We start from the raw sequence: 11,873 nt of genomic DNA, 5'->3' as shown, positions 1-11,873 counted from the left end.
CCCCCCAACGCAGCCTGTCCGACGCCGGTACAGTGGGCACCAGACCACCTTCTGACGAAAGGATCCATCATGTCCCTTGCCGGAAAGAACCTTCTCGACGGTCCTGAGCCCACGTACTTGGACGAGGAGCCCGAGCTGCTGGCCCGCATCGAGGCCGGTGACGAAGGCGAGGATCTCGCTCGCGCCTTCCCGAAGTCCTCCCTGGCCTGGGCGTTGCTGGCCCAGGATGCGTTGGACTCCGGGTATGTGGTCGAGGGATATGCCTATGCTCGCGTCGGATACCACCGCGGGCTGGACGCTCTGCGTGGCCACGGCTGGAAGGGGCACGGGCCGATCCCGTTCTCCCACGAGCCGAACCGTGGATTCCTCCGGTCGCTGTACCTGTTGGGGAGGGCGGCGTCGGCCATCGGCGAGACCGATGAAGCCCAGCGCATCTCATCGTTCCTGAACGACTCGGATCCCGAGGCCGCCGGTCAGCTCTCGTCCTGAAACCGCCCGGAACGGCGGGCGAGAACGGGTGAATGTTCCTCGCGGACGGGCCATAATTGGCGGTGGGCGGTGACAACGACGTCGCCGGCCGGATCGACCGAAAGGAACGACTGAATATGCGTATTGGCGTGCCTACCGAGATCAAGCCCAGTGAACGCCGTGTCGGGATGACCCCCGACGGCGTGCACGCCGTCGTCGAAGCCGGACACGAGGTCTTCGTGCAGGACGGCGCGGGCGTCGGCTCGGGTTTCGACAACGCGGAATACGTGGCCGCGGGTGCTCGACTGGGGACCCAGGCCGAGGTATGGGACACGGCCGAGCTCCTGGTCAAGGTCAAGGAGCCCATCGAACCGGAATACGGTTTCCTCCGAGAGGACCTGACGCTCTTCACCTACCTGCATCTCGCTGCGGACCGGGACCTGACCCAGGCGCTGCTCGAGAACCGAACGCGGTCCATCGCCTACGAAACCGTCCGGGACGGTCGGGCGCTGCCGTTGCTCACGCCGATGTCGGAAATCGCCGGCCGTCTCGCGGCGCAGGCCGCGGCACAGTACAGCCTTCACACCGAGGGCGGACCAGGCATTCTGTTGGGCGGAACCCCGGGGGTGGCCCCGGCCCGCGTCGTGGTTCTGGGCGGCGGGACGGTCGGGACACAGGCGGCGCTTCTTGCCGTGGGGCTGAGGGCCGAGGTGACGATCCTGGACGCGTACCTGCCGCGCGTGCGGGAACTGACCGACTACTTCGGCAACTCCGCCAGGGTCCTGGCCAGCAATCCGCGCAACATCGAGCGGGAGCTCGAAGGGGCCGACGTCGTGATCGGATCCGTCCTGGTCCCGGGGGCCGCCGCGCCCAAACTGGTGCGCCGGGAGCACCTCGACCTTCTCGCGCCTGGCTCGCTGCTCATCGACGTCGCCATCGACCAGGGTGGCTGCTTCGAGACCTCTCACCCGACCACGTACGAGGACCCGGTCTTCGAGGTGGACGGGATTCGACACTACTGCGTCGCCAACATGCCGGGAGCGGTTCCCCGGACGGGTACGGCGTCGCTGACGAACGCGACCTTGCCGTTCGTCCTCCGGCTCGGACAGGGCATCGACGAGGCCCTCCGGGAGGATCGGATCCTCGCGGCCGGCCTGAATACCGAGCAAGGGGAGATTACATTCCAAGGCGTGGCCGACGCCTTCCCGGACCTGCCGGCGCGCGTCTAGGCCCTGCCGGACCCGAGGCCAGGGGGCATTCTGCGCCCTGGCCGGGGCCCGGGGGCATCGTGATGCTGGGCCAAGCCGGATACTACGACGTCAAACACGGCTTCCACGGTGATCTCGGCACCGTGCAGCGCGCCGTGCGGGGTCCCGCGAGCTGTGGCAAACGTCTACGGTAGACGTATCCGCTCGTCACCCAAGAGAGAGGGTTCGCCATGAACAGCCATACACCTCAGCCTCCTCCCGCACCGGGTCCGGAGGGGCACTCACAGTCCTCCCCGGGCTCCGGCCGGGACTTCGACGCCTACGGCAACCGCATCCCGTCCGATGCCCGCACGATGGCCGTGCTGGCGCACCTCTCTACGCTGGTGATCCTTCTGTTCACCGCGGGCTGGTTGAGCATCCTGGGTCCGTTGATTTTCTGGCTGATATACAAGGACAAGCCCGGGTACGCGTTCGTCCGGTACTCCTCGGCGCAGGCCTTCAACTTCAATCTCCTGGTGTGGATTGTCAACATCGCGGCCTGGATCCTGGTGATCGTGACTTTCGGCGTCGGCATCGTCATCGCGCTGCCCGTGTGGGCGGTCGTCAATATCATCGCGATCGTCTGCCACATCATCGGGGCCGTCAAGGCGAACAGGGGAGAGGTCTACCCCTACCCGATGAAGATCTCGGTCCTGAGCTGAACCGCAGGTTCCCGGATCCGTGGGGCCGGGTGGTTCCCGGGGTGGGGCGGCCCTTCGAAAACATACGCAGGCTCTTTTCCACACCTCGAGCCGACGTCGCGCGCAACGGGTATCCTGGACTCTGGCTTTGCGAGGCCGGCAGGTCGCGCGGGCCTCTCGCCGCCGTGAAACCCGGTCGGTGACCTGTCAACAGGAATGGATGTTCCACATGCCAGCAATCGTAATCGTCGGCGCCCAATGGGGCGACGAGGGCAAGGGCAAAGCGACCGATCTCCTCGGCGGCCGCGTCGACTACGTGGTCAAGCCGAATGGCGGCAACAACGCTGGCCACACCGTCGTCGTCGGCGGGGAGAAGTTCGAGCTCAAGCTTCTGCCTGCGGGTATTCTCAGCCCGGAGGCGACCCCGGTCATCGGCAACGGCGTCGTCGTGAATCCCGAAGCGCTCTTCGAGGAGATCGACGGGCTCGAAGCTCGCGGCGCGGACACCTCGAAGCTGCGCATCTCCGCCAATGCCCACCTGGTCGCGCCGTTCCACCAGACCATGGACAAGGTCACCGAGCGCTTCCTGGGGAAGCGGGCCATCGGCACCACCGGACGCGGCATCGGCCCGGCGTACATGGACAAGATCGGTCGCCTGGGTATTCGTGTCCAGGACATCATGGACGAATCGATTCTTCGCCAGAAGGTCGAGGGTTCCTTGCGCCAGAAGAACGAGCTGCTGGTCAAGGTCTACAACCGCCACCACGTTGAGGTGGAAGAGATCGTCGATTACTTCGTGTCCTTCGCCGAGCGCCTCCGGCCGATGATCGTGGACTCCACGCTGTTGCTCAACAACGCTCTGGACGAGGGCAAGACCCTGCTCATGGAGGGCGGCCAGGCGACCTTCCTCGACGTCGACCACGGCACCTACCCGTTCGTGACCTCCTCCAATCCCACGGCGGGCGGTGCGTCCGTCGGATCCGGCGTGGGACCCACCCGGATCTCGCGCGTGATCGGTATCCAGAAGGCGTACACCACGCGAGTCGGTGCGGGCCCGTTCCCCACCGAGCTCTTCGACGAGTGGGGAGAGTTCCTGCAGAACACCGGTGGGGAGTTCGGGGTCAACACCGGACGTCCGCGTCGCTGCGGCTGGTACGACGCCGTCCTGGCCCGCCAGGCCGTGCGCATCAACGGTTTCACCGATCTGTTCCTGACCAAGATGGACGTTCTGACGGGGCTGGACCGCATTCCGGTGTGCGTGGCCTACGACGTCGACGGCGTGCGCCACGACGAAATCCCCATGACCCAGACCGAGTTCCACCACGCGAAGCCGATTTACGAGTACTTCGACGGCTGGACGGAAGACATCTCCCAGGCGCAATCCCTGGACGACCTTCCGGACAACGCACGCAAATACGTCGAGAAGCTCGAAGAGCTCTCGGGGTGCCGGATTTCCGCCATCGGGGTGGGGCCGGGACGCGAGAACACCATCGTGGTCCGGGACCTCATTGATGACCACTAGGCGTCGGTCCCCGGCGGATCATACCGAGGAACAGGCTGGCTCATCATGGCGTACGTGCTTCATGCGTTGATTGATCGCGAGGAACGCGTTCATGACCAGGACTCGGCCGAGTCGACCGTGGAAGCACTCCGTGCGTCGCCGGAATCGACCGCGTGTCTCGTGGTGGAGGACGCCTCCGAGGAAGAGCTGCAGGGCCTGACCAAGGCCTTCGACCTGCATCCTCTTGCGGTCGAGGATGCTTCTCACGGTCACCAGCGCCCCAAGCTGGAGCGTTACGGTCAGGCCTTGTTCCTCGCGGCACACCCGATCTCCTACAAGGACGGATCGGAGAAACTGGTCATCGCAGAGGTCCACGCGTTCATCGGCCCGAACTACTTCGTGGTCACGGTTCCGAAGGGCGGGGCCTCCGAGCTGGTCATGAGGCAGTTGCGTCGCGCCTTCAAACGAACTGCCCTCGAACCGCACAACCCGCAGACCCTGTTGTACTTCCTGCTCGACGGCGTCGTCGATGGGTACGATCCCGTCCTCATGGACCTGGAAGAGGACCTGGACGAGATCGAGGAGAACCTCTTCGCCGGGGGCAACACCTCGCAACGCATCTACGAGCTGTTCAACGAGGTGGTCAAATTCCAGAGGGCCACCAGGCCGTTGAGTTACCTTCTCGACCTGCTGATGCGCGGGGCGGACAAGTACGGGACCCCGCAACAGCTGCACCCGCATTTCCGCGACGTGAAGGACCACGTGCTGCGAGCCATCGAGCACCTGGACAGCCTCCGTTCGGCCCTGCAGAACGCGCTCACGGTCGATTCGACCCTGGTGGGTCAGCGCCAGAACGACGCGATGAAGAGGCTCTCGAGCTGGGCCGCCATCCTCGTGGTCCCCACGATCATTGCGGGCATCTACGGGATGAACTTCGAGGAGATGCCCGAACTGGGATGGGCCCTCGGGTATCCGTTCGCCCTGGGTCTCATGGTGGTCATCAGCGGGATTCTCTACGTCCTCTTCAAGAAGAAGAACTGGATGTAACGGGGGATGACCCGGTGGGGTCCCGAACTCTTCGCTGGCGTACCATGTGGGGGAGAACCGCACCCCTCCGACCGAAGGAGATCTTCGATGCCCGAGCTCAACGACGTCGTCATCGTGGGCGGTGCCCGCACTCCTCAGGGCAAGATCATGGGACAGTTGGCATCTCTGACTGCCGTCGACCTGGGCTCTCACGCGATCGCCGCGGCCCTCGAACGGTCGGGAGTGGCCGCCGAGGCCGTCGAGCAGGTTTTCATGGGGCACGTCGTCCAGGCGGGGTGCGGACAGAACCCGGCCAAGTCCTCCGCCCTCGGTGCGGGAATCTCCCGCAACGTGCCGGCGATGACCCTCAACAAGGTCTGCCTCTCCGGACTCGCGGCGGTCACCGAGGCGGCCCGCCTCATCCGGCTGGGCGAAGCCGATGTGGTCGTCGCCGGAGGGCAGGAGTCCATGTCCACGGCTCCGCATATTGCCCCGGGGCTCCGCGCCGGCACCTCTTACGGTGATCTCCGCCTGGTCGACGCGGTCGCTCGGGACGGGCTCACCGACGCCCAGGACGGGCGGTCCATGGGCGCGATGACGGAAGAGGACAACGTCGCCCGGGGCATCGGCCGTGAGGAACAGGACCAGATAGCGGCGGCTTCGCACCAGCGGGCCGGGGCGGCGACGTCGTCCGGCGTGCTGGCCGAGGAAATCGCGCCGTTGAGCATCCCCCAGCGAAAAGGCGACCCCGTGGTCGTGGACACGGACCAGGGGATTCGCGCGGACTCGACCGCTGAGACGCTCGGGGGATTGCGGCCCGCCTTCGCGCAGGACGGGACGATTACGGCAGGGAACTCCTCACCCTTGTCGGACGGCGCGGCGGCCCTGGTGCTTGCCTCCAAACAGTATGCGGAGGACCACGGGCTCGAATGGCTCGCGGAGGTCGGCGCGGCCGGCCAGACGGCAGGCCCGGACACCGCATTGCATTCCCAACCGTCGCAGGCGACGAAGGCGGCCCTGGACAAGGAGGGGTGGACGCCCGAGAACCTCGACCTGTGGGAAATCAACGAGGCCTTTGCGGCGGTGTCGCTCCAGTCGGGCCGTGACCTCGGTATCGACCAGGAAAAAATCAACATCCACGGCGGAGCCATCGCTCTGGGCCATCCGATCGGCGCGTCCGGCGCGCGCTTGGCCTTGCACGGGGCCTACGAACTCAACCGCAGGGGCAGCGGCAAGGCGGCCGTGTCCCTGTGCGGCGGTGGCGGCCAGGGCGAGGCCCTGCTGCTGTTCCGCTGAAAACCTGAATCCAGGTGCCCGGGTCAGCACGGCGTGCCGACCCGGGCGCTTGCGCGTCCGCCGCTCTTGAACGTTCCCGACCCGAAGAATGACGGAGAATCCATGACCCCTCGCATCGAACGCTTTGCCGACCAGGGATGCCTCGTCGTCAAGGGCCCTGACCGCCCCGGGATCGTGAGCGCCGTCGCCGGCGCGATCGCTCGGAACGGGGGCAATATTCTGCAGAGCGACCAGTTCACGAGCATCGACGATGAGCCGATCTTCTACCAGCGCACCGTCTTCCACAAGGAGAACTTCACCGCGTCGATCCCCGACATCGAGGCGGACCTGCAGGACACTTTGCTTTCCGTGGGGCTCGACTGGCGGTTGATCGACCGTTCGACGCCGAAACGCATGATCGTCCTTGCTCCGAAGTCCGACCACTGCCTGCTCGACCTGCTGTGGCGCCAGCAACGGGGCGAGTTGCCCGTGGAAATACCGATGGTCATCTCCAACCACCCGGATCTGCGCGAAGAAGTGGAATACTTCGGCATCCCGTTCCACCACGTTCCCTCGCAGGGCGCCGACAAGTCGGAGGCAGAGGCGCGGATCATGGAGCTGGTCAGGGGAAAGGCCGATTTCATGGTCCTGGCTCGCTACATGCAGATACTTTCCGAAAACTTTTTGCGTCGGATCGACGTGCCGATCATCAATATCCACCACTCGTTCCTTCCGGCCTTCGTGGGGGCCGGGCCGTACCGGATGGCGTGGGAGCGCGGCGTGAAACTCATCGGAGCGACGGCGCACTACGTCACCCCCGAACTTGATGCGGGCCCGATCATCGAGCAGGACGTCACCCGGGTGGACCACACCTTTTCCCCGGCCGACTTGCAAAAACACGGAGCTTACGTCGAGAGGGCGACCCTGTCACGCGCGGTCCAGGCTCACGCGGAGGACAGGGTCTTCTGGCACGGGAACCACGCGATCGTCTTCTGACGGCGTCGTGGGCGCGGGCGCCGTGGCACCGCGTGGTTCCTGCGGGTGGCTGGTGGCTGGTGGCTGACGGGCCCGGGACGATGTGCGCTGCGTGGCTGGTGGCTGACGGGCCCGGGACGATGTGCGTTGCGTGGCCGGTGGCTGAAGGACCCGCCACGATGTGCGTTGCGCGGCCGGCGGCTGAAGGACCCGCCACGATGTGCGTGCGTGGCCGGCGGCTGACGGGTCCGTGACGATGTGCGCTGCGTGGCCGTTACCCGATTCGGTGGCGACAACCGCCATTGGGAGGCGGTTGAACCCCCACCTAGCGACGGAAAACGCCAATCTATCGGGTAAGCACCTCCCAACAGAGCCGCGCGGAGGACGCACAAGGCCGCGATATTGCGGGTAAACCCCCCTCTATCGGGTAAGCGCCACCTGACAGGGCTGCGGGGAGGGTGCCGGAGACAGCGATGCGGTCGGTAAACCCCGCTCTATCGGGTAAGCACCTCCCGACAGAGCCGCGCGGCGGGCGCACAGGGCCGCGATAGTGCGGGTAAACGCTGCTCTATCGGGTAAGCGCCTCCCAACAGCGCCGCCCAGCGGGCACCCGGGGACGCGACGGCGTCGCGCATCCGTTCGAGGTGGCAATCCGGTGCAGTTTCGCCCCCTGTCCCGGCGCGAGGTGGCAACCGCGTGCAGATTTTGGGGTGAAAAGTGCACGTGGCTGCCACCTCGCGCGGTGGTCGTGCACGAAATTGCCACCTCGACGCCGGCCAACTCCACCAACGCGCCGATTCAGTTCCGCTGTCGACGCAACCTGGCTACCGTCTCAGCCTCGCAGCGTCGCGGCGGCGGCGACGTCGCCGGCGTCGCACCGGCCGCCCTGGACCGCCAAGGAGTCCAGACGGTCGGCAGAGTTGGTGACGACCACGATCGTCGTGGGGTCCTTGCCCGCGTCGCGGACGGCGTCGATGTCCATCGACCCAAGGTGCTGGCCCGCGGTGACGCGGTCGTGTTTGGCGGATTCGAGGTCGAAAGGCTCGCCCTTGAGTTCGACGGTGTCGATGCCCAGGTGAAGCAGGACCTCCAGGCCGTCATCGGTCCTGATGCCGAGGGCGTGTTTGCTGCTGGTGGTCACCGTGACCTCGCCCGATACGGGTGCGACGATCTCGCCCGATGAGGGTTCCTGGATTCCGAAACCCTCGCCCATCATCTTCTGGGCGAAGACCGGGTCGGGGACGTGGTCAATGCGGATGACTTCCCCGGCGAGCGGGGCGAGAAGGTTCGATTCGTTTGTCTGTTCAGCGGCCATGAGATGACTCCTTGGGGGATTCGGAAATCGTCAGGGACGACAGTTTGAAATCCACCCTAGACGCATCCGGTCGTGAGGGCATGCACCTTTTGCCAATTCCCGAGCGCGGGGTGCGCCCGCGGCCTACCCGCGGCTCGCACCCCGACCAGCGCCCGCACCTCGCACCCCGACCGCGGCCCACCCGCGGCTCGCGCCCCGACCCGGCACCCGCACCCGCAGAGTCAGTACAGGCGCTCGGTGGCGATCCTCGCGCCCTCGGTCAGGGACTTGAGCTTGGCCTCGGCGACCTGGGGATGGAGCCGACCGCCCAGACCACAGTCGGTCCCGGCGATCACGTTCTCCTTGCCCAGGACGGAGGCGTATTGCTCGATCCGCTGGGCCACGAGCTCGGGATGCTCGACCACGTTGGTCGAGTGAGAGACGACGCCGGGGATCACCAGCTTGCCGTCGGGGAGGCTCACTCCCTCCCAGTCCTTCCACTCGTGCGCGTGGCGGACGTTCGCCGCCTCGAAGACGTACGCTCCGGCGTTGATCGTGAAGAGCGAGTCGATGAGGTGTTTGATCTCGATGTCCGTGGTGTGGGGGCCGTGCCACGATCCCCAGCAGAGGTGGAAGCGGACCTGCTCCTCGGGAATGCCGCGCAAGGCATAGTTCGCGGCCTCGATCGCGAGCTGGTTGAACCGCAGGTACTCCTCGATCGTGGGCTCGGGCGTCAGCTGGTCCCAGGCTTCCGCGATGGAGGGGTCGTCCAATTGCACGATGAATCCGGCGTCGGTGATGGCCTTGTATTCCTCATGGAGCACATCTGCCCAGGCATAGATGAACTCTTCGTCGGTCGCGTAGTGGTGATTGCCGATGCGCGACGCCGACCCTGGCGACAGGGACGCGATGAACGCCTCCGACGCCTCATTCTTCTCCACCGCGGTGCGCAGGTTGTTGATGTCCGCTGCGACAGCGTCCTGCCCTTGGTAAGTCAGCGGTCCCGTCGCGATCGGGAATTCGCCGTCCGGGTCGTTGCCCAGGTTGATGGATTCGTAGAAATCGGCGAAGCGGTTCCAGTCCCGGCGCACCGCGAAGCTGTTGTACCGACCGTTGCCCGGCGTCTTGAGGATCTCCTGGAAGGACGTGTTGTCCACGGTTTCGAGGCCACCGGTCCTGGCGAAGGAATAGTGCCACCACGCGCCGTAGTCGACGTCGCTCGCCATCGCGTGACCGTACTCGCCGTCGTTGACGACGTCGATGCCCCACTCGACCTGCTTTTCCACGACGTCGCCGACCGACTCGGTCAGGACTGCCTGGAAATCCGGCTCGGAGATCTCACCGCGGGCGCGCCGGGCGTTGGCCCGAATCAGTTCGTCGGTGCGGGGGAGCGAGCCCACGTGGGTCGTGCGGATGCGGTCGGCGCTGTTCAGCATGTTGTTCCTCCATCGGTCTTGGCGGTAGCACCTGCTTCGGGAGCGCGGGTTGCTGCGGCGTCGTCGAGCCAAGTCTCTCGGCCGCTCGGGATGGTCTGTGTGCCCGGCCCAGTTTTCTCGGTTCTTCCTCCGGAATCCAGCGGGTTCCGGCCCGTCGCGGCGTGTGACACGGTATTTCTCGACCAGATCCTGTTACACGATTGTGACCATCGGGGGTTATCGTGTCGATGGCGTCTTTTGGACGCACATCACCAATACAAGTAGCCAGGGCCACACCGGGGTGGTCCGACGACGATTCTCGTAAAAACTACAGACGCCGCATTTTCCTCTGGCTTGCCCATCGCACAGGCGAACAGTCGGCCGGCGGCGTCGAGACATGCAGAGGAATCCATGACCGACACGAGTCAGCGGCACACCGCAAAATATCCCGAAGAAATGGCGTATGAGCAGGAACAGACCGGGATGAAGCAGGGTCTCGGCCCGCGCCAGCTCCAGATGATCGCCATCGGTGGGGCGATCGGTACCGGGTTGTTCCTGGGAGCAGGTGGCCGCCTGGCTTCTGCCGGCCCCTCCTTGTTTCTCGACTATGCGCTGTGCGGGATCATCGCCTATCTGATCCTCCGACAGCTGGGCGAACTGGTGGTTCACCGTCCGTCCTCCGGGTCGTTCGTCTCCTACACCCGCGAGTTCTACGGCGAGAAAGCTGCGTACGTCTCGGGATGGATGTACTGGCTCAACTGGGCGACAACGGCCATCGTGGACTCCACGGCCATCGCGATCTACGTGCACTGGTTCGGTCAGTACAGCGCCTTCGTCGATGCCATACCTCAGTGGCTCGTGGCGCTGTTGGTCATTGTTCTGGTCGTGGCCCTGAACCTCATCTCCGTGAAGGTCTTCGGGGAGATGGAATTCTGGTTCGCCCTCATCAAGGTCGCCGCCCTGGTGGTCTTCCTGGTGCTCGCGATCGCTTTCGTCATCTTCGGAACACCCACGGGATCCCCTCGAGGCATCGGCCTGATTACCGAAAACGGTGGCCTGTTCCCGAACGGTCTGATGCCGGCACTGATCATCATGCAGGGCGTGGTCTTCGCCTATGCCTCGATCGAATTGGTCGGCACCACCTCCGGCGAGACCCGCGACGCCGCCAAGGTCATTCCCAAGGCGATCAACACGGTCATCCTGCGCATCGCGATCTTCTACGTCGGCGCGATCTTCCTGCTCACCCTTCTGCTGCCCTACACGGCCTTCAGCGAGGACGAGTCCCCGTTCGTCACGTTCTTCTCCTCGATCAACGTCGGAGCGGCCGGGCCGATCATGGAACTCGTGGTCATCACCGCGGCCCTCTCGTCCCTGAACGCCGGGCTGTATTCCACGGGGCGCATACTTCACTCGATGTCCATGGCGGGTTCCGCGCCGCGGTTCGCCCAGCGGCTCACCAAGTCCGGCGTTCCGTACGGCGGGATCCTGCTGACCGCAGGGGTGGCCCTCCTCGGCGTCGTGCTGAACTACTTCGTGCCCGAGTCCGCCTTCGAGATCGTGCTCAACATCGCCTCCCTCGGCATCATCGCCGGCTGGGTCGCGATCACCATGGCCCACATGAAGTTCGTTTCCTTGACCAAGCAGGGAAAGTACCGGCGGCCCAAGTACAGGGCGCCGTGGGCTCCGGTGACGAACTGGATCACTCTGGTCTTCCTGGCGGGTGTGATCGTGCTGATCGGCTTCGACTACCCGGTGGGCACGTACACGTTGTCGACCATGGTCATCATCATTCCGGCCCTGATCATCGGCTGGTTCGTGGTCCGACGCCGGGTCAGGGAACTGGCGGCCGAGCGTGAGGGCGTCACGGGTCTCTACCCCGTGGTTGCGGACCGTCCCGCGGCCCAGCGCACCCATCACGAGGGGCGCCGCGGTCACGGAAGCACGACGATCATCCATGCCGAGGACGAGAGCCAGGATCCTGAAGACGGCTCCGACAAGGGGTGATCCGGAAGGGTAGGCCCCTATGCTGGG

10 protein-coding genes and 1 riboswitch are annotated in these 11,873 nt (G+C 65.4%); of the genes, 8 read left to right on the top strand and 2 right to left on the bottom strand.

Translation table 11 applies throughout. The annotated features are described in order from the left end of the window. Positions 1–69: 69 nt before the first annotated feature. The 7 genes from EWU68_RS11570 to purU all read left to right on the top strand — a co-directional run bounded on the left by EWU68_RS11570 (position 70) and on the right by purU (position 7,154). Positions 70–489, top strand: coding sequence for a DUF3151 domain-containing protein (locus EWU68_RS11570; RefSeq protein ID WP_129316288.1), 420 nt, complete (start codon positions 70–72; stop codon positions 487–489). Between the two features lie 116 nt (positions 490–605). After that, positions 606–1,697 carry an alanine dehydrogenase gene (gene ald, locus EWU68_RS11565; RefSeq protein ID WP_129316287.1) on the top strand — a complete coding sequence of 364 codons (1,092 nt, stop codon included), beginning with the start codon at positions 606–608 and terminating at the stop codon, positions 1,695–1,697. Between the two features lie 209 nt (positions 1,698–1,906). Then, positions 1,907–2,377 (top strand): DUF4870 domain-containing protein, encoded by a 471-nt coding sequence (locus tag EWU68_RS11560; protein ID WP_129316286.1) that lies wholly within the window; start codon positions 1,907–1,909, stop codon positions 2,375–2,377. 208 nt (positions 2,378–2,585) lie between these two features. Further along, positions 2,586–3,878: an adenylosuccinate synthase gene (locus EWU68_RS11555; protein WP_129316285.1), complete on the top strand. Its 1,293-nt coding sequence runs from the start codon at positions 2,586–2,588 to the stop codon at positions 3,876–3,878. 45 nt (positions 3,879–3,923) lie between these two features. Beyond that, complete coding sequence (locus EWU68_RS11550) at positions 3,924–4,904, top strand: magnesium and cobalt transport protein CorA (protein ID WP_129316284.1); 981 nt, start codon at positions 3,924–3,926, stop codon at positions 4,902–4,904. A gap of 87 nt (positions 4,905–4,991) precedes the next feature. Continuing rightward, positions 4,992–6,179, top strand: coding sequence for an acetyl-CoA C-acetyltransferase (locus EWU68_RS11545; protein ID WP_129316283.1), 1,188 nt, complete (start codon positions 4,992–4,994; stop codon positions 6,177–6,179). Positions 6,180–6,281: 102 nt separating this feature from the next. Next, positions 6,282–7,154, top strand: a complete 873-nt coding sequence (gene purU, locus EWU68_RS11540; RefSeq protein WP_129316282.1) for a formyltetrahydrofolate deformylase — start codon at positions 6,282–6,284, stop codon at positions 7,152–7,154. Positions 7,155–7,965: 811 nt separating this feature from the next. On the opposite strand, the gene EWU68_RS11535 is transcribed toward purU, so the two are convergent. Together EWU68_RS11535 and EWU68_RS11530 are read right to left on the bottom strand one after the other, a co-directional pair. After that, positions 7,966–8,448 (bottom strand): PTS sugar transporter subunit IIA, encoded by a 483-nt coding sequence (locus EWU68_RS11535; RefSeq protein ID WP_129316281.1) that lies wholly within the window; start codon positions 8,446–8,448, stop codon positions 7,966–7,968. Positions 8,449–8,669: 221 nt separating this feature from the next. Then, positions 8,670–9,863: a cobalamin-independent methionine synthase II family protein gene (locus EWU68_RS11530; protein ID WP_129316280.1), complete on the bottom strand. Its 1,194-nt coding sequence runs from the start codon at positions 9,861–9,863 to the stop codon at positions 8,670–8,672. A gap of 6 nt (positions 9,864–9,869) precedes the next feature. Then, positions 9,870–9,960, bottom strand: a riboswitch (SAM riboswitch). Positions 9,961–10,253: 293 nt separating this feature from the next. Between EWU68_RS11530 and EWU68_RS11525 the strand changes: the two genes are divergently transcribed. Then, positions 10,254–11,846, top strand: coding sequence for an amino acid permease (locus tag EWU68_RS11525; protein WP_129316279.1), 1,593 nt, complete (start codon positions 10,254–10,256; stop codon positions 11,844–11,846). Positions 11,847–11,873 lie beyond the last annotated feature (27 nt).

The sequence above is a fragment of the Rothia koreensis genome, assembly GCF_004136575.1.
In the GTDB taxonomy this organism is placed as follows: domain Bacteria; phylum Actinomycetota; class Actinomycetes; order Actinomycetales; family Micrococcaceae; genus Rothia; species Rothia koreensis.
The sequence above is the reverse complement of the archived record's forward strand: the minus strand, read 5'-3'. Positions and strand labels throughout refer to the sequence as shown.